Genomic DNA, 20014 nt, shown 5'->3' with positions numbered 1-20014 from the left:
CCCCCGTTTAGTCGCTATTCTACGATCATACGCGCACGCCTTGCCGCGCCGCGCTTGGCCCAGTCCAGCACATGCAGCCGGAGCGCCGAGGAGAGGTTGGCGTCGCGCGGCCTTGTCTCGTCGATTTCGGCGACCAGCGCGGCGAGCGTCAGCTTGCGTTCCGCTGCGATGGTGACGAGGTCGTCATAGAACGGCTTTTCGAGGGAATAGCTGGTGCGGTGGCCGCGGATCGTCACCGAGCGTTTTTCGACCGGGCTCACCGCGGACTGCCCATCAATCGCCCTGATCTTCCGGGCGTTCGCGGCGGTGGCCGGCGACGAAGGTTTCTGCCTTGTCGGCGATCAACTGGTCGCGGCTCTTTTCGGCTTTGGAACGGCCATGCAGAACGCGGTTCTCGCCAGCCTGCCGTTCCTTTTCGGCGCGCGCCTTTTGCTTGCGGACCTGGCGAAGGTTGACGACGTCGCCCATGTCGCGCCGTCCGTCCCGCTACTTCTTGCGGAAAGCGTCGAGAGAGACGACGTCGGCGCCCTTGCCGGCGGCGGCATCGGCCGCGGCAGGCTTCTTCTCGGCTTCGGCGGCAGCCGCCTTCTTCTCGGCCTTCGGCTTTTTTTCGGAGACGATGGCCAAGGGCTCGGGCGCCGGCTGTGCCGGCGCTTCGTCTTCTGAGGGAATGTCTGTCTTGACGTCGAATTCGAGTTCGAAATTCACCGACGGGTCGTAGAAGCCGCGCACGGCAGAGAACGGGATCTCCAGTTTCTCCGGCACGTCGGAGAAGGACAGGCCGACCTCGAAGCCGGTATCGGTCACCTTGAGGTCCCAATACTGGAACTGGATGACGATGGTCATCTGTTCGGGATAGCGCTCGCGCAGCCTGGACGACACGCGCACGCCCGGCGCGCCGGTCAGGAAGGTGATGAAGAAATGATGGTTGCCGGGAAGGCCGGTGCGCGCGACTTCGGCCAGGACCTTGCGCATGACGCCGCGCAACGCCTCCTGGGCCAGAATGTCGTAGCGGATGTGGTCGTCGGCCATGTGCTGGTCGGGTTCCGTTGAATCGTCCGCATAGCTGTAATCAAGCTTGAGGGCGGCGTAAACCGCATATAGATCGCTGATGTGCGGAAGCGAGGCCCGTCACTGACGATTTGATCGCTGGCTTCGATCGCTCAGGCGCTGGCCAGCTGCTTTTCCACCGCTGCCGCGGATCTGCGCTTGCCGAAGGCGCGCACGAAAGTTCGCACGCCATGGGTTGCGGATTGCAGCACTTCATCCTCCGATGGCGTGCCGCCGAGCATGAACGTGGTCTGCAGTTCGGCGTTGGCCAGGGCCAGGAACTGCCGCGCGGCGACATCGGGATCGTCGACCGTGAGATGGCCGGCATGGGCGAGGCGGGCAAAACGGGCGGCAAGTGCCGGCCATGTCCGGCCCGGACCCTGGTCGCGCCATTCGGCAAACAGTTCGGGATAGCGCTCGCCCTCGGTCTGGATCAGCTTGCGCAGGAAGCGTCCGTCGCGATTGCAGATGCAGTTCTGGTTCATGCGCACGGCAAAACCGATCAAATCGGCTTCCAGATCCCTGGGCTGGTCGGGGAAGGTGGCGAAGGTGGCGAAGATGCCGGCATTGCAGCGCTCGGTCAGATCGCGCACCACGGCCATGAAGAGCTTTTCCTTGTCGCGGTGGTGATTGTAGATAGTCTGGCGCGAGACGCCGGCCTCCGCCGCGATGAGGTCTATATTGGCGCCGGCGAACCCTTCGCGGCAGAACACCGAGGCCGCCGCATCGATGATAGACATACGCTTGGCCTCGTGGCCGCGTGGCGGGAAAATGTCAGGAGAAACGGCATGCTTCATAAAAATCTATATAGAGGTGATTGACGAATTAGACAAGGCTGTCTAAATTTGTGGACATAACACAACGGAAATTTGCGCCGAGGGGACGACTGAATTCGCCCCGGGGCGTAGGATTTCGACGGGATGGAACGTCCTGGGGTTAGACGTCGCTTGCCGGCGGCAACCAGATTCGAAAGAAGCCATTATCATGAGTCCCAAATTCCTCCGCATTGCGGTCGTGCTCGGCTTGTTGTCCGCCATCGGCCCCTTCGCCATCGATATGTATCTGCCCGCACTGCCGTCGATCGGCGAGGATTTGCATGCCGGCACCGCTGCCGTGCAGATGAGCCTTTTGATCTTCTTCCTGTCGATGGGTTTCGGCCAGATCGTCGTCGGGCCGATTTCCGACATGGTCGGCCGCAAGCTGCCGCTTTATGGCGGCCTTGCGCTGTTCATGGTTGGCGGCATCGGTTCGGCCATGGCGCCCACCATCGAATGGCTGATCGCCTTCCGCTTCCTGCAGGGCCTCGGCGCCAGCGCCGGCATGGCGGTGCCGCGCGCCATCGTGCGCGACCTGCACACCGGCACGGAAGCCGCCAAGCTGATGTCGCTGTTGATGCTGGTGTTTTCGGTGTCGCCGATTCTCGCGCCGCTGACCGGCAGCCAGATCATCGAGAACTTTGGTTGGCGCGCCGTGTTCTGGACGGTGACAGGTGCGGCGGCACTGGCCACCATCCTGCTCGCGACCTCGCTCAAGGAGACGCGGCCGGCGGAAGAACGCGTCGGCTCGTCCTTCGGAACAGCCCTTGCCGGCTACCGCTTCCTGATGGGCGACCGCAATTTCCTTGGTCTGGTTGCGATCGCCGGCTTCGGCATTGCCTCATTCTTCGTCTATCTGTCGAGCTCGTCCTTCATCCTGATCGACCATTACGGGCTGTCGCCGTCGGTCTACAGCGTGTTCTTCTCGATCAACGCGGTGGCCTTTATCGGCATGTCGCAGCTGACCGGAGTGCTGTCGGAACGCTTCGGCCTGAAGCGCGTCGTCTGGGTTGCGGTGACCGGCTATGCCACGACGATGGTGGTGCTGTTTGCGATCATGGCGACCGGCGTCGACCGGCTCGACGTGATGGCGGCGCTGCTCTTCGTCGGCTACGGCTTCCTCGGCCTGGTCATTCCGACGACGTCGGTGCTGGCCATGGAAGAGCATGGCGAGATCGCCGGTACGGCCTCGGCGCTGATGGGCACGCTGCACTTTGCCATCGGCGCACTGGCCATGGGTGTCGCCGGCATCTTCTTCGACGGCACGCCGCTGCCGATGGTGGCTGGCATCACGCTGTGCGCCGTGATCTCGTTCACGCTGGCCAAGCTGACGCTCGGCCGTTCACGAGCGGTGGAAGCACCGGCCGAGTAAGCCAACTGCAATCGATCGGAAAAGGCCGGGTTTGTCCCGGCCTTTTTCATGTCGGGGGTAATCCGGCTTCCGCCAGAACGAAGCGCATCCGCGCTTCGACCGGCGCCCGAGGCAGTTCTACAAGCTCGTAGCCCAGTTCGCCGTAGACGCCGACCAGCGAATGGTAGGTGCGCTCGGCCTCGTCGAGCGTCTGCTTTCGCTCTTCGTCCTGCGTGAAGATGTCCGGCCACGGCGAGGCGATGAAGACGCGGCTGTTGTAGCGGAATTTCGCCGCGGCGTTGCTGACATGAGCGGGCACCGGCAGGCCGATCAACCTGTAGTAACCCAGCGTGTCCGGCACGCCGCGGTCGAAGAAGACCGGTCCCCCGTATGGTCGCAAGCCGCCTGCCAGGAGCGCATTTCCCATGACAGCATCAGCTCGGAAAACAGCGCCTTGTCGTGCCAGGGCAGGCCAGATCCGCCTATCGCCACCTGATCGCGGATAATGCCGCGCCCGGCTTCGGGCGAGGTGGCGAAGCCTGCAGCTTTCAGCGCTTCGATGAGCGTAGTCTTGCCGGAACCGGGACCGCCGGTCAGTACGAAGAATCGATCGGTTTGCATCTTTTGTCCATGGAGAAGGGCGCACGCGGCTCGACAGCTTCGCGGGTCCACAGCCAGGCAAAGTTCGACCAGCGGCAGCCGGCGCTGCGCGTAAAGTATTGGGAGGGGAGAAGTGGAGGTTTCTGTTGCCAGGTACCTCCGAACCCCGCCTAGAAGTGCGAACCTCTAGGGCTTGATTTGAAGCTATCGCACTGCATTAAGCAGCGAGACGTGCTTCCGCATAGTTGTCATTTGCAACTACAGGTTTAGCCCGATGACGGTGGTACCATGCCGGGCAAAAGTACGATCTTTACACCTTCGTCGATCCTATTTCGCCCCCAGCAAGAACCGCTTCGTCGTCAAAGCGGCTTTTGGTGGAGGCGCCGGGTACCGCCCCCGGGTCCGAACGGCTTATTACATCGCCCATTTATCGCCATAGTCGGTCAAGCCGACAAAACGAATATAGGGGGGCGACGCGGAAAATGAAAGGCCGCAATGGTGCTTTGTCCCTATGTCAAATCGCGACGCCGAGGGTTGACTTGAGCGCGGTCTCAACCGAAGCTTTCCCGCGGTGAGGAGTTCTCGACCTAGCGCACAGGTTGCGTAGCGCGCCACAGCCCTCATCGACCGAATCCGTGGCGCCGACGAGGGGAAGTCTGATGGCCGACTATCTTGCGGATGTGAAGAAATACGACGCCGGCGCCAGCGCCGACGCGGTCGAAAAGATCGTCAAGCATCTCGGTATTGCGCTGAGGAACCGCGATTCCTCGCTGGTATCGTGCACCGACCCCAAGGAACTCGATCGCGTCAAGACCAACTGGGTCGCCAAGAAGCTCGGCGTCGCCGATGGCGCCAAGGCGGATGCATCCATCGAAAAGACCTGCAAGGCGATGGCTGCCGACAACACCAAGAGCCGCGTGACCTTTTACTATCTGGTCGCCAAGGATCTGGGCAAGCTGGGTTCGCTCTGATCGACTGCGCCGCCTGAAAGTGGACGCCGGTGCGGTTGCGCACCGGCTGTTTTGCGATATCCCCGAGGCATTTTCGCTTTGCTGTGTTCGGCCGACGGCCAGTCGGCTATGATCGCGGCAACCCCGAATCGAGGCGAAGCCGATGCGCCAGTATCTAGACCTTTTGCAGCATGTGCTGGACAATGGCGCCGATCGCGGCGACCGCACCGGCACCGGCACGCGCGGGGTGTTCGGCTACCAGATGCGCTTCGACCTGGCGCGCGGCTTTCCCGTCACCACCACCAAGAAGCTGCATCTGAAGTCGATCATCCATGAACTGCTGTGGTTTCTGGCCGGCGACACCAACATCAAATACCTCAACGACCACGGCGTTTCGATCTGGGACGAGTGGGCCGACGAGAATGGCGATCTTGGCCCGGTCTATGGCAAGCAGTGGCGCTCCTGGCCGGATGGCCATGGCGGGTCGATCGACCAGATTGCCAATCTTCTCAAGGAGATACGCAAGAACCCGAATTCACGGCGGCTGATCGTTTCGGCGTGGAACCCGGCCGAGGTCGAGGCCATGGCGCTGCCGCCGTGCCACTGCCTGTTCCAGTTCTACGTCTCGGAAGGCAAGCTCTCCTGCCAGCTCTACCAGCGCTCGGCCGACATTTTTCTCGGCGTGCCCTTCAACATCGCTTCCTACGCGCTGCTGACCTTGATGGTGGCGAAGGTCACCGGGCTGAAGCCTGGCGATTTCATCCACACACTCGGCGACGCGCACCTCTATTCCAACCATTTCGAGCAGGCGCGCGAACAGTTGAGGCGTACGCCCAAGGCGCTGCCGACGCTGTGGATCAATCCTGACGTGAAGGACCTGTTCGCCTTCCGCTTCGAGGATTTCCGGCTGGAGAACTATTTTGCCGATGCGTCGATCAAGGCGCCGATCGCCGTATAGCTCTCCGCCCCTCAGTCGATGCCGACCATGACGTCCGAGGCCTTGATCACGGCATAGGCCTGCTTGCCCTTTTCGAGGTTGAGGTCGGCAACGGCCTCGTTGGTGATCGAGGCGGTGACGACCGAGCCTCCGACGTCGATGCGAACGTGCGACGTGGTGGCGCCTTTGACGATCTCGGTGATCGTTCCCTTGAGGATGTTGCGGGCGCTGATTTTCATGAGGGCTTCCTTTCCAAGGTTTCAGTGCCCGTCATAACCAGAACAATAGATGCCGAACAGACGCTTTCGACAGGTGGCGGCCTTCCCATGTTATATTCATCCGGATATATCGATCCTAGGCTTCGAGCCAGTCGGATTTCAAAACCCAGGGAGAGTTTCGATGACGCGCATCGGATTGAGAGCAATCGCCGTTGGCGGTTTTGCTGCAGCGTTGATGGCCGCGATGCCGGCGGCTCATGCGGAAGACAAGGTGATCGTGTTTGCCGCAGCCAGCCTCAAGGATGGGCTCGATGCCGTCAACAAGGCCTGCGAAGCCGATGTCGGCGAAGCGGCGACCGTCTCCTACGCCGCAAGCTCGGCACTGGCCAAGCAGATCGAAGGCGGGGCGCCTGCCGATGTCTTCATTTCGGCCGATCTCGACTGGATGAAATACCTTTCCGACAAAAAGCTGACCAAGCCGGACACTGAAGTGAAACTGCTCGGCAACCAGATCGTTCTGGTGGCGCCGAAGGATTCGACGGTCGAAACCAAGATCGAAAAGGGTTTCGACCTCGCCAAGCTGGTCGGCGACGGCAAACTCGCCATGGGCGACTTCAAGGCGGTGCCGGCCGGTAAGTACGGCAAGGCTGCACTTGAATCGCTCGGCGTCTGGTCCTCGGTCGAAGGCAAGGTGGCGCAGGCCGAGAATGTGCGCGCGGCACTCAAGCTGGTTTCGACCGGCGAAGCAGCGCTCGGCATCGTCTATGCCACCGACGCGCATGCCGACAAGGGCGTCAAGGTGGTCGGCACCTTCCCGGAGGATTCGCACCCGCCGATCATCTATCCGGTTGCCCAGACAGCCGATTCCAAGGACAAGGATACGCTGGCATTCCTGAAGTGTCTTGAGTCCGCCAAGGCGGCCGAACTGTTCAAGGCACAGGGCTTCACGATCCTGGCGCCGAGCAACTAAGGCAACGCCTGACGCATGAACTGGCTGCTGGACCTCACTCCCGACGAATGGAATGCGGTCCGGCTGTCGATCAAGGTCGCGACGGTGGCAATGCTGTTCAGCCTGCCACCGGGCATCGCGATCGCGCTGCTGCTTGCCCGCGGCAAATTCTGGGGCAAGACGCTGCTCAACGGCGTGGTGCACCTGCCGCTGATCCTGCCGCCGGTGGTGACCGGCTATCTCCTGCTGCTCACCTTCGGCCGGCGCGGGCCGGCCGGCGCATTCCTGGCCGAGCATTTCGGCATCGTCTTTTCGTTTCGCTGGACTGGTGCGGCTCTCGCCTGCGGCATCATGGGCTTCCCCTTGATGGTGCGGGCGATCCGGCTGTCGATCGAGGCAGTCGACCGCAAGATGGAGGCAGCGGCAGGCACGCTCGGCGCCAATCCTGTTTGGGTCTTCGCCACCATCACCCTGCCGCTGATCCTGCCCGGACTGATTGCCGGCTCCATCCTGTCCTTCGCCAAGGCGATGGGCGAGTTCGGCGCCACCATCACCTTCGTCTCCAACATCCCCAACGAGACGCAGACGCTGCCGTCGGCGATCTACACTTTTACGCAAGTGCCAGGCGGCGATGACGGGGCGCTCAGGCTGACACTGATCTCGATCATCATCTCGATGGCGGCCCTGGTCGCCTCGGAAGTGCTGGCGCGGCGGGTCGGCAGGCGGATGGACATCGAATGAGCGTCCTTGTCGACATCAGCCATCGTCTCGGCGAGTTCGCCATCGACGCCCGTTTCGAAAGCGCCGGGCGGCTGACGGCGCTGTTCGGGCCCTCGGGCTCCGGCAAGACGACGCTGATCAACCTGATCGCCGGCCTGATCCGGCCGACCAAGGGCCGTATCGCGGTCGACGGCCGTGTGCTGGTCGATACCGATGCCGGCATTTTCGTGCCGAAGCACAGGCGCCGCATCGGCATGGTGTTCCAGGATGCACGGCTGTTTCCGCATATGAGCGTGGCCGGCAATTTGCGCTATGGCCGCTGGTTCACGCCCTCGGCGGAGCGCTATGCGGACATGGCCGCCGTTGTAGAATTGCTCGGCATCGGCCCTTTGCTCGACCGGCGGCCGGCAAAACTGTCGGGCGGCGAGAAGCAGCGTGTGGCGATTGGCCGGGCGCTGCTGGCCAGCCCGAAGCTGCTGTTGATGGACGAGCCGCTGGCCTCGCTCGACGATGCGCGCAAGGCCGAGATCCTGCCCTATATCGAGCGGCTGCGCGACGAGACGAAGCTGCCTATCGTCTATGTCAGCCACTCCGTCGCCGAGGTGGCGCGGCTGGCGAGCGATGTCGTGGTGATGGCGCAAGGCAAGGTCGCGGCGTCCGGCCCCACCGGCGCGATCATGCAACGGCTCGACCTGCTGCCGGCGGAAGAGCGCGGCGAAGGTGGTGCGGTGCTCGACGCCAAAGTGCTGCGCCACGACGAGACCTTCGGCATGAGTGTGCTCGGCTCGGCGGCGGGCGAAATCCGGGTGCCGCTTCTGGCGATCGCACCGGGCGCGCCGGTGCGCATCCGCATCCGCGCCCGCGACGTGATGATCGCCACCGAGCAACCGAAAGGCCTCAGCGCGCTGAACATCCTGCCGGGCACCATTGTCGCAATCAGCCCGGGTGAGGGGCCAACGGTCGAGATCGGCATCGACTGCAATGGAGCAACCGTGCTTGCCCGCATCACCGCGCAATCGCGGCAGGCGCTGAACCTTCGACTCGGTGGCAAGGTTTTCGCGGTGATCAAGACGGTCAGTTTCGACCGTGCCAATACCGGCGCCGGGCTACCGGCCGAAGCGGATGGCTGATAGCCGCTATATCGTTTTGGAATAGCGCTATGGGTTGAGAGGGGCTAGTGTGACTGAGGAGGACAAGAGATGCCGTCGCTGAGCCTGCGGATAAATCTCGATCCGGACGGGCGCATAGGTCCGGGCAAGATCGAATTGCTGGAGCAGATCGCCACCTTCGGCTCGATCTCGGCCGCCGCGCGCGGCATGGAGATGTCCTACAAGCACGCCTGGGACCTGGTCGAGGACATGAACAGGGTGTTCGGCAAGCCGCTGGTCGCAGCGCAGACCGGCGGCCGCAAGGGCGGCGGCGCGCAGCTGACCTCGGTCGGCCTGGCGGTGGTCAGCCGTTTTCGCGCCATCGAGCGGGCAGCGGCTGCAGCTGCAGCCACGCATATGGCGGCGTTGCAGGCGGAGATTGATGCTGGGTGAGCACCACAGGCCACCGGCAACCCGGGCTAAACCATAGTCAGATCTGCTCTGCCTGTTCCAACTCGCGATCGTCGATGTAAAGGCGGGGAAATACCCCCTTGAATGGCCATATGAAGAGGAAGTCTTCGGTCTGTTCGATCTCTACGGTTCCGATCCCAGGGGATTTGCCAAAAAGCCGTATCTCGACCTCCTTGTGTGGAGGCAAGAGATACTGTTCTGCCCAAGGCTCCATGACAATTCTGATCGAACGTTCGGTGCTGTTTTTATACAGGATGGTCTGGACAAGGGGATCATGCTGATCTTCAGGCTCGCCTGACTCCCGCAGCAGATAGGTGTCCATGATCCAGCCCTTCTTGAGGCGGGCTTCCTCACGAATTCTCTCGATCTCGGCGCCGACATCGCCCAGGCGGCCCGAGACAACAATCTCATCAGGTGTGCCGAGATAGGCGCCCCAGTGGATGACCAGATCCTTGTCTGCCAGCGTGTTGAAGGCGCATTTGCCGTCGAGCATCACCACCGCGCTGCCGGCATTTTGCGGCATGCCTTGCTCGGTCAGGCGGCGGCCTGTGGTGATCAGCACGGGGTCGCCAATGCGGTTCAACGCCATTTTGTGGCTGGCGGCGAGCGCCTGGACGGCGGTGATGCCGGGAATGACCTCCAGCTCGAATCCGACATTGCCCCTGAGCCGCACCCGCTCGAGGATACGCAGCGCGCTGTCATAGAGCGAGGGGTCGCCCCAGATCAGGAAAGCGCCACAGCCGTGTTCGGCAAGTTCGTCACGGATCAGGCCTTCGTAGATTTCGGCGATTGCTTCGTGCCAGTCGTCGACGGTCGAGCGGTAGGACGGCGCCGGCTCGGCGCGCACCGGCACGTCGAATTCGACGCGGCGTGATTTCGGATTGCTGACGAAGCGGTCGCAGATATGGCGGCGCAATTCGGCAAGGTCGTTCTTCCTTGCGCCTTTGTCGGGAATAAACAGGACGTCCGCCCGGTTCAGGCCTTCTATGGCCTGCACGGTCATATGATCGGGATTGCCGGCGCCGATGCCGATGACGAGAAGCTTGCGCATGACGCGAACTCCTGCCCGATCGAAACCTGTTAGTCCAGACACTGTGACGTCCTGCTGGGAGACGGAAGGGCTTTGAAACGCCACATTGAAACGGCTAGGGTCGCGGCATTCTTGGCGAGGGGCTTCGATGTTGCGATATGTTCTGACTGTAGCGCTGGCGCTTTCAGCCGCGCCCGCATTGGCCAATGATTCGACCGCCGAACTCGGCACCGGTGGCCTGATCCTGTCACGCAGCGATGCGGTGGCGATGCAAAGCGAGGATCTGTTCATCTCGCCGGAAAAGGTGACAGTCGACTACGTCTTCCACAACAACACCGACAAGGATGTAAATGCCATCGTCGCCTTCCCGTTGCCTGACATCGAAGGTGACCCAGAGGAAATGCCGGCGATCCCGGAAAACCAGAGTGACAATTTCCTCGGCTTCGAGGTGACGATCGATGGCGCGCCGGTAAAGCCGCAGCTCGAGCAGAAAGTGTTCGCTGTCGGCATCGATATCGGCGCCGATCTGAAGGCGCAGAACGTGCCGTTCAATCCATTCGGCGATGCGGCCAAGGCGGCCCTGGAGAAGCTGCCGAAAGCGATCGCCGAGGATTGGGAGAACCGCGGCATCATCATCGAGGATCCGGGCAGCGACGGTACTGAGGCGAACAAGGTCTACACGCCGTGGTGGCAGTTGCGCTCGACCTATTGGTGGCGCTCGACCTTTCCGCCCAACAAGGATGTCCATGTCTCGCACCGCTACAAGCCCAGCGTCGGCGGCACGTCCTCGGTCAGTTTCTTCTATGACGGCAAGTTCTCCGAGGGCAGCCAATATACAAGCTACAAGACCCGCTACTGCATGGACGAAGGGTTCGAGAATGCGGTGCGCCAGGCCGCCAAGGACGATCCGGACGGTTATCCCAAATTTTACGAGAAACGCATCGCCTATATTCTGACCACCGGCGGCAACTGGGCGAACGGCAGCATCGGCAAGTTCAAGCTGACCGTCGACAAGGGCAATCCGAAAGCGCTGATCTCGTTCTGCGGCGACAATGTCAAAAAGGTCGGGCCGACGACCTTCGAGACGACGGCGCAGGATTTCTATCCCGAGCGCGACATCGACATACTGCTTTTGGAGCCGTCGGATGACGGCGCCGGGGAAGCCAACTGATGGACGTCGCAATCTATGTCGCCATCGCCGAGAACGGCGTCATCGGGCGCGACGGCGGCCTGCCGTGGCGGCTGTCCACTGACCTCAAGCGCTTCAAAGCCGACACGATGGGCAAGCCCGTGATCATGGGCCGCAAGACCTATGAGGGCATCGGCCGGCCGCTGCCGGGCAGGTTGAACATTGTGGTGACCCGCGACAGGGCCTGGCGCGCCGAGGGTGTTGAAACAGCAAATTCGCTCGAAGCCGCAATCCAGCTGGCCACGGTGCGCGGACGTTGCATGGCTGGCGTCGACGAAATCTGCGTCATCGGTGGCGGCGAGATCTATGCGCAGGCGCTGCCGCTCGCCGACCGCCTGCATGTCACCCATGTGCTGGCCGAGGTCGACGGCGACGCGCATTTCCCTGACATCGATCCGGCCAGCTGGCGAATTGTCCGTTCGGAGGATTTTCCGACCGGTGAACAGGACAGCCACGCAACGCGCTACACAGTCTACGAGCGCCGCCGGCCAATGACACAGGTATCCCCATGACCGATAACAAGCATCAACCGCTCGGTATCTTCATGGATTTGCTCGCTACAGAAATACGCTCGCGTATGGGAAATGAACCCGCGCGTGAAGCTGCGCACCAGCGGATCTTCGGTAGCACCGCGCTCGAGGCGCCGCAGGGGGGCAGTAAGCGACCCCAGCGTCAGCCGGCTTGTCGTCACCTCGCGGAATGCTTTGCCGGGCTTGAAACGATCGGCGGCAATCTCGGCAAACTCGGCGCCGCGCTGCGCGAGATTGAGCCTCATCTCAACTGGAACAACCAAAGCGAGCGCCGCAAATCAGCTGATCTGGCCGAGAATTACGCCGATTCCTTCATTGTCGGCCCGGGTGGCTTTGTCCAAAGCAGTGCAATCGAGATCGGAGTGTCGGTCATGGCGCCGCACACGACATACCCTGATCATCGGCATCCGCCGGAAGAGCTTTACCTTGTCCTGTCTCAAGGGGAATGGCGGCAGAATGCCGAGGCGTGGCATGAACCCGGGGTCGGCGGGGTCGTTTACAATCCACCTGACATCGTTCATGCCATGCGCGCGGATGCCAAGCCGCTTTTTGCCATTTGGTGCCTTCCCCTCGACAATACGCCGCATTCATAAGGCGACTTATTGGAATTTGCTGCTTGCAGCGGTCCAAATCGGACGGTGCAGTGTCGGATCGCGTTGAAAGCGCATCGCGGCGTCCCTATAGAAGAACAACTGGATTTTGCGCCGCAAGGCCGGCGCTGAGGGAATTCCAAGCGAAAGGACATTCATGCCCTGGAACGACAAGAGCGGTGGCGGCGGCGGCCCATGGGGCGGCGGCGGCAACAATCAGGGGCCCTGGGGGCAGGGACCGAAGGGGCCTAGCGGCCCGCAAGGGTCACCTCCCGATCTCGAAGACATCATCCGCCGCGGCCAGGACCGGCTGCGGCGTGCGCTGCCCGGTGGCGGCGGCGCCAGCCCGGCCGTCTTTGCGCTGATCGCTGCGGCGCTGATCGTGCTGTGGGCGTTCAAGGCGGTCTACACCGTGCAGCCGGACGAGGTTGCGGTCGAGTTGCGCTTCGGCAAGCCGAAGCCGGAGCTGTCGCAGCCGGGTCTGCATTTCCATTGGTGGCCCGTTGAAACCGTCGAGACAGCCAACATCGCCGAGCAGCTCGTCGATATCGGCGGCGGCGGCGCGACGAGTGGCAACACTTCCGGGCTGATGCTGACCGGCGACCAGAATATCGTGAACGTCCAGTTCTCGGTGGCCTACCAGGTCTCCGATCCAAGGGCCTATCTGTTCGACGTCTCCGATCCCGAAGGCATGCTGCAGCAGGTCRCTGAAAGTGCCATGCGTGAAGCAGTCGGCCGGCGACCGGCCCAGGACATCTTCCGCGACGATCGCCAAGGCATCGCCGCATCGGTGCGTGAAATCATCCAGACAACGCTGGACGGCTACAAGGCCGGCCTGAACGTCAACGCGGTTTCGATCGAGGACGCGGCGCCGCCGCGTGAAGTGGCGGACGCGTTCGACGAAGTGCAGCGCGCCGAACAGGACGAGGACAAGTTCGTCGAGCAAGCCAACCAGTATTCCAACCAGAAGCTCGGCCAGGCGCGCGGCGAGGCCGCACAGGTCCGTGAAGACGCGGCGGCCTACAAGAACCGTGTCGTGCAGGAGGCCGAAGGCGAGGCGCAGCGCTTCATCTCGGTCTATGACGAATATGCCAAGGCCCCCGATGTGACGCGCAAGCGCCTCTATCTGGAAACGATGGAGAAGGTCCTGAAAGACTCCAGCAAGGTCATCGTCGAACAGGGCAACGGGCAAGGGGTCGTCCCCTATTTGCCGCTGCCGGCACTGCAGCCGAAGGCCCCGGCGCCCGCGCCCCTTGGCGCCACGACCGGAGGAACCCAGTGATGGCCAATCGTCTTCCTATCCTCGCCGTCATCGCGGCCGTGCTTCTGTTCCTGATCTACTCCTCGGTCTTCGTGGTCAACGCGCGCCAGCAGGCGCTCGTGCTGCGGTTCGGCGAGATCGTCGACGTCAAGAATGAACCCGGCATCTATTTCAAGGCGCCTTTCGCCTTCTTCGACGCCGACAGCGTACAATTGATCGAAAACAGGGTGCTGCGCTTCGATCTCGACAACATCCGCGTCCAGGTTTCGGGCGGCAAGTTCTACGAGGTCGACGCTTTCATCGCTTACCGCATCTCGGATCCGCGCGTGTTCCGTTCCGCCGTGTCCGGTCAGATCACACTGGCCGAAGCCCGACTGAGGACGCGTCTCGATGCGGCGCTGCGCCGTGTCTACGGTCTGCGCGACTTCGAAGCGGCGCTCTCGGAAGAGCGCGCCGTGATGATGCGCGAAGTGCGCGATCAGCTTCGGCCGGACGCGACGTCGCTCGGCCTGCAGATCGAGGATGTGCGCATCCGCCGGACCGACCTGACGGCTGAGGTTTCGCAGCAGACCTTCGACCGCATGAAGGCCGAACGCCTGGCCGAGGCCGAACGGCTGCGGGCGCGCGGCAAAGAGGCCGCGCAGCGCATCACCGCACGCGCCGACCGTGAAGTGGTGGAAATCGTCGCCGAAGCGCGCAAGGAATCGGAAATCCTGCGCGGTGAGGGCGAAGCCCAGCGCAGCGCGACCTTCGCCGATGCCTACAAACGCGATCCGGCCTTCTTCGACTTCTACCGGTCGATGAATGCCTATGGCACGGCGCTGGACAATTCCGGGACGACGATGGTGCTGTCGCCGAACTCGGAGTTTTTCCGCTTCTTCCGTAGCCCCGACGGCACGGACGCGAAGCCGGCGACACCTGCCGCGCCGGCGACGGCACCTGCCGCACCGGCGGCACAACCTGCACCCGCCCAGTAGGGCGGTGCAGGATTTCCTTGCGGCCATAGGCCTGGTCCTGGTTGTCGAGGGCCTGGTCTATGGCGGCTTTCCCGGCCTTGCCAAGCGCCTTGCAGGCGAAGTGCTGTCGACGCCGGAGAATGTGCTCCGCATCGTCGGGCTGGCGGCGATCGCCATCGGCGTCGGCATTGTCTGGCTGGTGCGCGGCTGAGGACTGCTGATATCAGGTGTAACGGAGGATTTATCCTCTCGATGTGGCTATAGCCGCAAACGTGCCGTATTTCTTGCCAACATGACGCGACGCGGCGTTTTGCCGAAGCGCTTTTTCTTTTCAGCAATTCCGGGAGGCTCTCGATGACATCCAACACCCTTCTGCGCGCGGCGCGGCGGACGTTCATCGTAGGTGCTGCGGCACTTATGGTCGGCGCGCTTGCCGTTCCGGCTTTCGTGACGCCGACGGTGGCCGCGGACGGACCGGCTTCGGTCGCCGACCTCGCCGGAGGCCTGCTCGGCGCGGTGGTCAACATCTCGACCTCGCAGACCGTGAAGGGCACGGAAGGTCCGGGCGCGGTGCCGATGCCGCAACTGCCGGAGGGCTCGCCGTTCCAGGATTTCTTCGACGATTTCTTCAAGAACCGTGGCGGCGACAAGGATGGCGGCTCGCAAAAGGTGCAGTCGCTGGGCTCCGGCTTCGTGGTTGACGCCGAGCAAGGCATTGTCGTCACCAACAACCACGTGATTGCCGACGCCGATGACATCGAGGTGAATTTCTCCGACGGCGTGACGCTCAAGGCGACGCTGGTCGGCACCGACACCAAGACCGACGTCGCGGTGCTCAAGGTCGACCCGAAGGGCCACAAGCTGACGGCGGTGAAGTTCGGCGATTCCAATAAGATGCGGGTGGGCGACTGGGTGATGGCGATCGGCAATCCGTTCGGCCTCGGCGGCACGGTGACGGTCGGTATCGTCTCGGCTCGCAACCGCGACATCAATTCCGGCCCCTATGACGACTTCATCCAGACCGATGCCGCTATCAACCGCGGCAATTCCGGTGGACCGCTGTTCAACAGCGTGGGTGAAGTCATCGGCATCAACACGGCGATCATCTCGCCGTCCGGCGGCTCGATCGGCATCGGTTTCTCCATCCCCTCGCAGCTCGCCTCGGGCGTCGTTGATCAGCTGCGCCAGTTCGGCGAAACCCGTCGCGGCTGGCTCGGCGTGCGCATCCAGCCGGTGACCGACGACATCGCCGAGAGCCTCGGCATGGCGACCGCCAAGGGCGCGCTGGTGGCCGGCGTCATCAAGGGCGGACCGGTCGACAACGGCACCATCCTGGCCGGCGACGTCATCATCAAGTTCGACGGCAAGGACATCCATGAAATGCGCGACCTGCCGCGCGTCGTGGCGGAAAGCCCGGTCGGCAAGGCGGTCGACGTGATCATCGTGCGCAAGGGCGTCGAGCAGACGGTGAAGGTGACGCTCGGCCGGCTCGAGGATGGCGAGAAGCTCGCCAGCGGCGAAGACGGCACCACCGACGAGGACAAGGGCGGCGACAAGGCGCCCGCGGTTTCGACGGCTTCGGTGCTCGGCATGACCGTCGGCGAACTCAATGACGAGACGCGGACCAAGTTCGGCATCGCCGCCGATGTCTCGGGTGTCGTCATCACCGACGTCACCAAGGATTCGGCCGCCGCCGAGCGCGGCATCCAGGCCGGCGAGGTGATCACCGAGATCGCCCAGGAATCGGTCGCCACACCGAAGGATGTCATGGACCGGATCGGCGCGCTGAAGGAGCAGGGCCGCAAGAATGCGCTCTTGATGCTGGCGTCGAAGACCGGTGAGTTGCGGTTTGTCACGATCCGGATGGATTGAGTCCGCAAAGCGCCATAAGCGATTGTTTTTCAGCAAAAAGGGCGGCTAAAGAGCCGCCCTTTTTCTTGCCCGCCAGTCCTGGCGCGACAGAGCGTACAGGACATGTCGCTTGAGCTGCGGGTGGCTGTCAGGGATGGATGGGTGGTCGAAATCGCGAGCCGGGTCAGGGCTCATGCCAAGGCGCTCCATGACCGCCGTCGAGCGGCGGTTGGCCGCGACGGCGAAGGAGACGATTTCGTCGCGGTCAAGCGTTTCGAAGCCAAAGGCGAGCCATGCTTCGGAGGCCTCGGTGACATAGCCCTTGCCCCAGAATTCCGGCGCCAGCCGCCAGCCGATCTCGATCGTATCGGAAGGCATGGACGGCACGTGATCGGTCTCCAGGAGGCCGACAAAGCCAATGCATTCGCCCGTCGCGGCAATCTCGGCGGCGGCAAAACCAAAGCCGTCCTCGGCGATCCAGCCCCGAAATTCGTCCATCTTGGCGTCGCAGGCGGCACGGTCGCGGCGGAACGGAAAGAATTCCATCACCTGCTCGTCAAAATTGATGCGATGGAAGAGTTCGCGGTCGCGGTCTTCCCAATTGCGCAGGATCAGGCGCTCGGTGCGCATCGGTTTCATCCGGCAAACTCCTCCTGATGATAGCCCTGGAGATAGAGCAGCGCCGTCAGATCGCCATGGTCGATGCGAACCTTCGCTTGCGCGGCCACAGTCGGCTTGGCGTGGAGTGCAACGCCGGTGCCGGCAAGGCGGATCATGTCGAGGTCGTTGGCGCCGTCGCCGACGGCAATGGCGTCGGCCGGCGTCAGGCCCAGGCCGGCCGAAATCTCGTTCAGCGCGTCGGCCTTGGCAGCGCGGCCGAGGATCGGCTCGGCGACCAGGCCGGCAAAGCGCCCGTTTTCCTCAATCAGGCGGTTGGCGCGGTTTTCCTGGAAGCCGAGCATGTCCGCGATGCGGCTGGTGAACACGTCGAAGCCGCCGGAGACGAGTGCCGTCCAGGCGCCGTTCTTCCGCATCGTCTGCACCAGAGCGCGACCGCCCGACGCCAGTGTCAGGCGGTTGGCGATGATGCGGTCGACGACGGCGGTATCGAGGCCTTTCAGCAGCGCCACGCGTTCCCGTAAGGCTGGTTCGAAGGCGATCTCGCCATTCATCGAGCGCGCCGTGATGGCGGCAACGCGATCCTTGACGCCGATCTCGTCGGCCAGTTCGTCTATGCATTCCTGGTCGATCATGGTCGAATCCATGTCGGCGAGCAGGATTGTCTTGCGGCGTGTTTCAGCCTGCTGGACGATGATGTCGACCGGTTCGGAGCCGAGCGCGGCGCGCAAGGCGGCGGTTGTCTCGCCGGCTTCAGCACCTTCGGCCAGCACCAGATCGCAAGCGACGCCGTCGCCCAGCCAGCGAACAGCGCTTGCGCCGACCGACCGTGAGGCCATATTCGCAAGCGAGGCCGAGACAGAGCGGCTGACGGGGTGGGACACAAGCGTGGCAATGAGCGGCATCGAAACTTCCAGGCAGCTAGGCGAGGGCGTGCAGCCGGGCGAGGGCCGCGTGAAGAACGCGATCCTGATAGCCGGGCCGACCGCCAGCGGCAAGTCGGCGCTGGCGCTCGATCTTGCCGAGCGCAAGGGCGGCATCATCGTCAACACCGATTCCATGCAGGGCTATTCGGTGCTCGATGTGCTGACGGCGCGGCCGGCTGCTGCCGAACTCGCCCGCGCACCGCACTTTCTCTACGGCCACGTGCATCCCTCTACCGCCTATTCCACCGGCGCCTGGCTGCGCGACGTGATGAAGCTGATCGATGACGGCACGCTTGCCAAGCGGCCCGATGGCGCTGCCTTCGACCATCCTGTGATTTTCGTCGGCGGCACCGGGCTCTATTTTCGGGCACTTGCCGAGGGGATTTCGGAAATGCCCGACATTCCGCAACAGGTGCGCGACCGCTGGCGCTACGAACTCAAGGAGCAGGGTGCTGCCAAGCTGCATCGCCTCCTGATGCACGAGGATTCGGCGGTCGCCATGCAGCTGAAGCCGACCGACGGCCAGCGCATCGTGCGGGCGCTCGAGGTGCTCGATGCCTCCGGCCGTTCCATTCTCGAATGGCAAGCGGCGCGCGGGCTGCCGCTGATCGACCGCGACAGCGCGCGGTTCTTCGTCATCGAACCGGAGCGCGCGGCCCTGGTCGAGCGGATCGAAACAAGATTCGACCGCATGCTCGATCTTGGCGCTCTCGACGAAGTCAAACGGCTTGTGGCGCTTGGTCTTGACCCCGACCTGCCGGCGATGAAGGCGATCGGCGTTCGCGAACTTTCGGCCGCGATGGCGGATGACATCAGCTTCCCAGAGGCAATCGAGCGCTGCAAGGCCGCGACGCGGCAATATGCCAAACGGCAAACGACGTGGTTTCGTCATCAGCTCGGCCCGGAATGGCTGAGATTGCAGCCTGGCGACGACCCGAAAACCGCGATTTGATTTTGCTGCTGCTAATACAATTAAAGAAACAGAAGCTGAAATGAACATTCCCGTTCCGGTTGTCTGGATTAACAGTCCGTAAGGCGCCGTCATGCCATAAATCCGGCAGGTACTTTTCCAACGGGGAGCAGATGCGTTTCCACAAGGCGGAATCCGCATTTTTCGTCTTTATTTTTGTGATCCTCGCCGCAGGCCTGGTGACGCTACATTCCTATGGTCTGTTGCAAGGCATCGCAGCGGACATGGATACGGCGTCGCGCATCGACAGGATCGCCTATCTTAACACGCTGCTGTTCATCACCGGGGTGCTTCTGGCGACGGCGCTGTCCTTCGGCGTCTTCTTCATCTACCCGCTGATCCGCAGGCAGGCGACGGAAGAGGGCAAGCTGCGGGCGATGACGGTGTCGCTCAGCGCCCGTTCGGAGACGCTGCAGCATGCGGCGCTGACCGATGGTCTCACCGGTATGCAGAACCGGCGTTATTTCGACGATGCGCTGAGGGAATATCTTGAGGAATTCCGCCGCATCGAAAAGCCCGTCGGGCTGATGATCCTCGACCTCGATCACTTCAAGCAGGTCAATGACACACATGGCCACGATGTCGGCGATGAGGTGCTGCGGGCGGTCGCCAATTGCCTCAAAGGCATGACTAGATATCACGACGTGGTGGCGCGGCTCGGCGGCGAGGAGTTTGCCGTGGTCACGCCCAACATGGATGCGGAGTTGTTGGCGAAATTCGCCGAACGCATCCGCAAGGCAGTTGCCAATATGTCGGTGCTGTCGGGCAATGTCCGCCTCAAGATCACCACCAGCGTCGGCCTGGCTGTGTGGGACCGCAAGGAAACGGCCGAGGAATTTTACCGCCGCGCCGACCGCCAGCTCTATGAGGCGAAGAGGCAGGGCCGCAACCGCGTCTGCGCCTAAAATCCCGAAGAAGAATTCATGAGGCCGGTTGCCTGACGC

General features: G+C 62.7%; 23 protein-coding genes, 1 other RNA gene and 2 pseudogenes. 16 read left to right on the top strand and 10 right to left on the bottom strand.

The genetic code is table 11. From position 1 onward, the window contains the following. Window positions 1-14: 14 nt before the first annotated feature. The 4 genes from AC1DZ8_RS22300 to AC1DZ8_RS22285 all read right to left on the bottom strand — a co-directional run bounded on the left by AC1DZ8_RS22300 (window position 15) and on the right by AC1DZ8_RS22285 (window position 1847). The gene (locus AC1DZ8_RS22300) at window positions 15-260 is read right to left on the bottom strand and encodes a ribbon-helix-helix domain-containing protein (RefSeq protein ID WP_477301305.1); all 246 of its coding nucleotides are present in this window, start codon (window positions 258-260) and stop codon (window positions 15-17) included. Window positions 261-273: 13 nt separating this feature from the next. Further along, a complete protein-coding gene (locus AC1DZ8_RS22295) occupies window positions 274-468 on the bottom strand; it encodes a DUF4169 family protein (protein ID WP_477301307.1) in 195 nt (64 codons plus the stop codon). Between the two features lie 18 nt (window positions 469-486). Then, window positions 487-1032: an SspB family protein gene (locus AC1DZ8_RS22290; RefSeq protein ID WP_477301309.1), complete on the bottom strand. Its 546-nt coding sequence runs from the start codon at window positions 1030-1032 to the stop codon at window positions 487-489. Window positions 1033-1163: 131 nt separating this feature from the next. Continuing rightward, a complete protein-coding gene (locus AC1DZ8_RS22285) occupies window positions 1164-1847 on the bottom strand; it encodes a TetR/AcrR family transcriptional regulator (RefSeq protein WP_477301311.1) in 684 nt (227 codons plus the stop codon). A gap of 187 nt (window positions 1848-2034) precedes the next feature. Here AC1DZ8_RS22285 and AC1DZ8_RS22280 point away from each other — a divergent pair, with 187 nt between their 5' ends. Then, the gene (locus AC1DZ8_RS22280) at window positions 2035-3237 is read left to right on the top strand and encodes a multidrug effflux MFS transporter (RefSeq protein WP_477301314.1); all 1203 of its coding nucleotides are present in this window, start codon (window positions 2035-2037) and stop codon (window positions 3235-3237) included. A 46-nt stretch (window positions 3238-3283) separates the two neighbouring features. Here AC1DZ8_RS22280 and AC1DZ8_RS22275 read toward each other — a convergent pair. Further along, a pseudogene (locus AC1DZ8_RS22275) lies at window positions 3284-3837 on the bottom strand (AAA family ATPase). Between the two features lie 111 nt (window positions 3838-3948). Next, window positions 3949-4308, bottom strand: a transfer-messenger RNA (tmRNA) gene (gene ssrA / locus AC1DZ8_RS22270). A gap of 167 nt (window positions 4309-4475) precedes the next feature. Between ssrA and AC1DZ8_RS22265 the strand changes: the two genes are divergently transcribed. Together AC1DZ8_RS22265 and AC1DZ8_RS22260 are read left to right on the top strand one after the other, a co-directional pair. After that, complete coding sequence (locus tag AC1DZ8_RS22265; protein ID WP_477301316.1) at window positions 4476-4787, top strand: DUF2853 family protein; 312 nt, start codon at window positions 4476-4478, stop codon at window positions 4785-4787. 142 nt (window positions 4788-4929) lie between these two features. After that, a complete protein-coding gene (locus AC1DZ8_RS22260) occupies window positions 4930-5724 on the top strand; it encodes a thymidylate synthase (protein ID WP_477301318.1) in 795 nt (264 codons plus the stop codon). Between the two features lie 11 nt (window positions 5725-5735). Here the strand turns inward: AC1DZ8_RS22260 and AC1DZ8_RS22255 are convergent, their stop codons facing one another. After that, window positions 5736-5942 carry a TOBE domain-containing protein gene (locus tag AC1DZ8_RS22255; protein WP_477301319.1) on the bottom strand — a complete coding sequence of 69 codons (207 nt, stop codon included), beginning with the start codon at window positions 5940-5942 and terminating at the stop codon, window positions 5736-5738. Between the two features lie 160 nt (window positions 5943-6102). Here AC1DZ8_RS22255 and modA point away from each other — a divergent pair, with 160 nt between their 5' ends. The 4 genes from modA (at window position 6103) to AC1DZ8_RS22235 (ending at window position 9131) form a co-directional block, all read left to right on the top strand. Beyond that, window positions 6103-6891, top strand: coding sequence for a molybdate ABC transporter substrate-binding protein (gene modA / locus AC1DZ8_RS22250; RefSeq protein WP_477301321.1), 789 nt, complete (start codon window positions 6103-6105; stop codon window positions 6889-6891). Between the two features lie 15 nt (window positions 6892-6906). Next, complete coding sequence (modB, locus tag AC1DZ8_RS22245) at window positions 6907-7611, top strand: molybdate ABC transporter permease subunit (protein ID WP_112394628.1); 705 nt, start codon at window positions 6907-6909, stop codon at window positions 7609-7611. After that, window positions 7608-8720 (top strand): molybdenum ABC transporter ATP-binding protein, encoded by a 1113-nt coding sequence (gene modC, locus AC1DZ8_RS22240; protein WP_477301323.1) that lies wholly within the window; start codon window positions 7608-7610, stop codon window positions 8718-8720. The genes modB and modC overlap by 4 nt, the downstream gene beginning before the upstream one ends. Before the next feature lie 69 nt (window positions 8721-8789). Beyond that, the gene (locus AC1DZ8_RS22235; RefSeq protein WP_203278662.1) at window positions 8790-9131 is read left to right on the top strand and encodes a winged helix-turn-helix domain-containing protein; all 342 of its coding nucleotides are present in this window, start codon (window positions 8790-8792) and stop codon (window positions 9129-9131) included. Window positions 9132-9438: 307 nt separating this feature from the next. Here the strand turns inward: AC1DZ8_RS22235 and cobF are convergent. Then, window positions 9439-10200: pseudogene (gene cobF / locus AC1DZ8_RS22230) on the bottom strand (precorrin-6A synthase (deacetylating)); the annotation flags it as partial. A gap of 127 nt (window positions 10201-10327) precedes the next feature. On the opposite strand from cobF, the gene AC1DZ8_RS22225 reads away from it, so the two are divergent. The 7 genes from AC1DZ8_RS22225 to AC1DZ8_RS22195 all read left to right on the top strand — a co-directional run bounded on the left by AC1DZ8_RS22225 (window position 10328) and on the right by AC1DZ8_RS22195 (window position 16577). Further along, a complete protein-coding gene (locus AC1DZ8_RS22225) occupies window positions 10328-11350 on the top strand; it encodes a DUF4424 domain-containing protein (protein WP_477301326.1) in 1023 nt (340 codons plus the stop codon). Beyond that, window positions 11350-11880, top strand: coding sequence for a dihydrofolate reductase (locus AC1DZ8_RS22220; RefSeq protein ID WP_477301328.1), 531 nt, complete (start codon window positions 11350-11352; stop codon window positions 11878-11880). The genes AC1DZ8_RS22225 and AC1DZ8_RS22220 overlap by 1 nt, the downstream gene beginning before the upstream one ends. Beyond that, complete coding sequence (locus AC1DZ8_RS22215; protein WP_477301330.1) at window positions 11877-12491, top strand: dimethylsulfonioproprionate lyase family protein; 615 nt, start codon at window positions 11877-11879, stop codon at window positions 12489-12491. The genes AC1DZ8_RS22220 and AC1DZ8_RS22215 overlap by 4 nt, the downstream gene beginning before the upstream one ends. Before the next feature lie 154 nt (window positions 12492-12645). Beyond that, on the top strand, window positions 12646-13770 hold the full coding sequence (gene hflK, locus AC1DZ8_RS22210) for an FtsH protease activity modulator HflK (RefSeq protein WP_477401651.1): 1125 nt from the start codon (window positions 12646-12648) through the stop codon (window positions 13768-13770). Then, the gene (gene hflC, locus AC1DZ8_RS22205) at window positions 13770-14726 is read left to right on the top strand and encodes a protease modulator HflC (protein ID WP_477301334.1); all 957 of its coding nucleotides are present in this window, start codon (window positions 13770-13772) and stop codon (window positions 14724-14726) included. Before hflK ends, hflC begins: the two co-directional genes overlap by 1 nt. 4 nt (window positions 14727-14730) lie before the next feature. Next, complete coding sequence (locus AC1DZ8_RS22200) at window positions 14731-14916, top strand: DUF2065 domain-containing protein (RefSeq protein WP_477301336.1); 186 nt, start codon at window positions 14731-14733, stop codon at window positions 14914-14916. Between the two features lie 143 nt (window positions 14917-15059). Beyond that, a complete protein-coding gene (locus tag AC1DZ8_RS22195) occupies window positions 15060-16577 on the top strand; it encodes a DegQ family serine endoprotease (protein ID WP_477301338.1) in 1518 nt (505 codons plus the stop codon). A gap of 45 nt (window positions 16578-16622) precedes the next feature. Here AC1DZ8_RS22195 and AC1DZ8_RS22190 read toward each other — a convergent pair whose 3' ends face one another. Beyond that, window positions 16623-17195, bottom strand: a complete 573-nt coding sequence (locus AC1DZ8_RS22190; protein WP_477301340.1) for a GNAT family N-acetyltransferase — start codon at window positions 17193-17195, stop codon at window positions 16623-16625. After that, window positions 17192-18079: a phosphoserine phosphatase SerB gene (gene serB / locus AC1DZ8_RS22185; protein ID WP_477301342.1), complete on the bottom strand. Its 888-nt coding sequence runs from the start codon at window positions 18077-18079 to the stop codon at window positions 17192-17194. Before serB ends, AC1DZ8_RS22190 begins: the two co-directional genes overlap by 4 nt. Between serB and miaA the strand changes: the two genes are divergently transcribed. Beyond that, window positions 18069-19052 (top strand): tRNA (adenosine(37)-N6)-dimethylallyltransferase MiaA, encoded by a 984-nt coding sequence (gene miaA, locus AC1DZ8_RS22180; protein ID WP_477301344.1) that lies wholly within the window; start codon window positions 18069-18071, stop codon window positions 19050-19052. The two genes, serB and miaA, sit on opposite strands and share 11 nt — an antisense overlap. A gap of 131 nt (window positions 19053-19183) precedes the next feature. Continuing rightward, window positions 19184-19975: a GGDEF domain-containing protein gene (locus AC1DZ8_RS22175; protein ID WP_477301346.1), complete on the top strand. Its 792-nt coding sequence runs from the start codon at window positions 19184-19186 to the stop codon at window positions 19973-19975. Window positions 19976-20014 lie beyond the last annotated feature (39 nt).

The organism is Mesorhizobium sp. P2_F7 (assembly GCF_056403695.1).
The sequence above is the reverse complement of the archived record's forward strand: the minus strand, read 5'-3'. Positions and strand labels throughout refer to the sequence as shown.

Excerpts from the sequence above, each read along its gene's own strand:
- AC1DZ8_RS22295 (WP_477301307.1), bottom strand. The coding sequence starts at position 468 with ATGGGCGACGTCGTCAACCTTCGCCAGGTCCGCAAGCAAAAGGCGCGC.
- AC1DZ8_RS22290 (WP_477301309.1), bottom strand. The coding sequence starts at position 1,032 with ATGGCCGACGACCACATCCGCTACGACATTCTGGCCCAGGAGGCGTTG.
- AC1DZ8_RS22285 (WP_477301311.1), bottom strand. The coding sequence starts at position 1,847 with ATGAAGCATGCCGTTTCTCCTGACATTTTCCCGCCACGCGGCCACGAG.
- AC1DZ8_RS22280 (WP_477301314.1), top strand. The coding sequence starts at position 2,035 with ATGAGTCCCAAATTCCTCCGCATTGCGGTCGTGCTCGGCTTGTTGTCC.
- AC1DZ8_RS22265 (WP_477301316.1), top strand. The coding sequence starts at position 4,476 with ATGGCCGACTATCTTGCGGATGTGAAGAAATACGACGCCGGCGCCAGC.
- AC1DZ8_RS22260 (WP_477301318.1), top strand. The coding sequence starts at position 4,930 with ATGCGCCAGTATCTAGACCTTTTGCAGCATGTGCTGGACAATGGCGCC.
- AC1DZ8_RS22255 (WP_477301319.1), bottom strand. The coding sequence starts at position 5,942 with ATGAAAATCAGCGCCCGCAACATCCTCAAGGGAACGATCACCGAGATC.
- modA (WP_477301321.1), top strand. The coding sequence starts at position 6,103 with ATGACGCGCATCGGATTGAGAGCAATCGCCGTTGGCGGTTTTGCTGCA.
- modB (WP_112394628.1), top strand. The coding sequence starts at position 6,907 with ATGAACTGGCTGCTGGACCTCACTCCCGACGAATGGAATGCGGTCCGG.
- modC (WP_477301323.1), top strand. The coding sequence starts at position 7,608 with ATGAGCGTCCTTGTCGACATCAGCCATCGTCTCGGCGAGTTCGCCATC.
- AC1DZ8_RS22235 (WP_203278662.1), top strand. The coding sequence starts at position 8,790 with ATGCCGTCGCTGAGCCTGCGGATAAATCTCGATCCGGACGGGCGCATA.
- AC1DZ8_RS22225 (WP_477301326.1), top strand. The coding sequence starts at position 10,328 with ATGTTGCGATATGTTCTGACTGTAGCGCTGGCGCTTTCAGCCGCGCCC.
- AC1DZ8_RS22220 (WP_477301328.1), top strand. The coding sequence starts at position 11,350 with ATGGACGTCGCAATCTATGTCGCCATCGCCGAGAACGGCGTCATCGGG.
- AC1DZ8_RS22215 (WP_477301330.1), top strand. The coding sequence starts at position 11,877 with ATGACCGATAACAAGCATCAACCGCTCGGTATCTTCATGGATTTGCTC.
- hflC (WP_477301334.1), top strand. The coding sequence starts at position 13,770 with ATGGCCAATCGTCTTCCTATCCTCGCCGTCATCGCGGCCGTGCTTCTG.
- AC1DZ8_RS22195 (WP_477301338.1), top strand. The coding sequence starts at position 15,060 with ATGACATCCAACACCCTTCTGCGCGCGGCGCGGCGGACGTTCATCGTA.
- AC1DZ8_RS22190 (WP_477301340.1), bottom strand. The coding sequence starts at position 17,195 with ATGAAACCGATGCGCACCGAGCGCCTGATCCTGCGCAATTGGGAAGAC.
- miaA (WP_477301344.1), top strand. The coding sequence starts at position 18,069 with ATGAGCGGCATCGAAACTTCCAGGCAGCTAGGCGAGGGCGTGCAGCCG.
- serB (WP_477301342.1), bottom strand. The coding sequence starts at position 18,079 with ATGCCGCTCATTGCCACGCTTGTGTCCCACCCCGTCAGCCGCTCTGTC.
- AC1DZ8_RS22175 (WP_477301346.1), top strand. The coding sequence starts at position 19,184 with ATGCGTTTCCACAAGGCGGAATCCGCATTTTTCGTCTTTATTTTTGTG.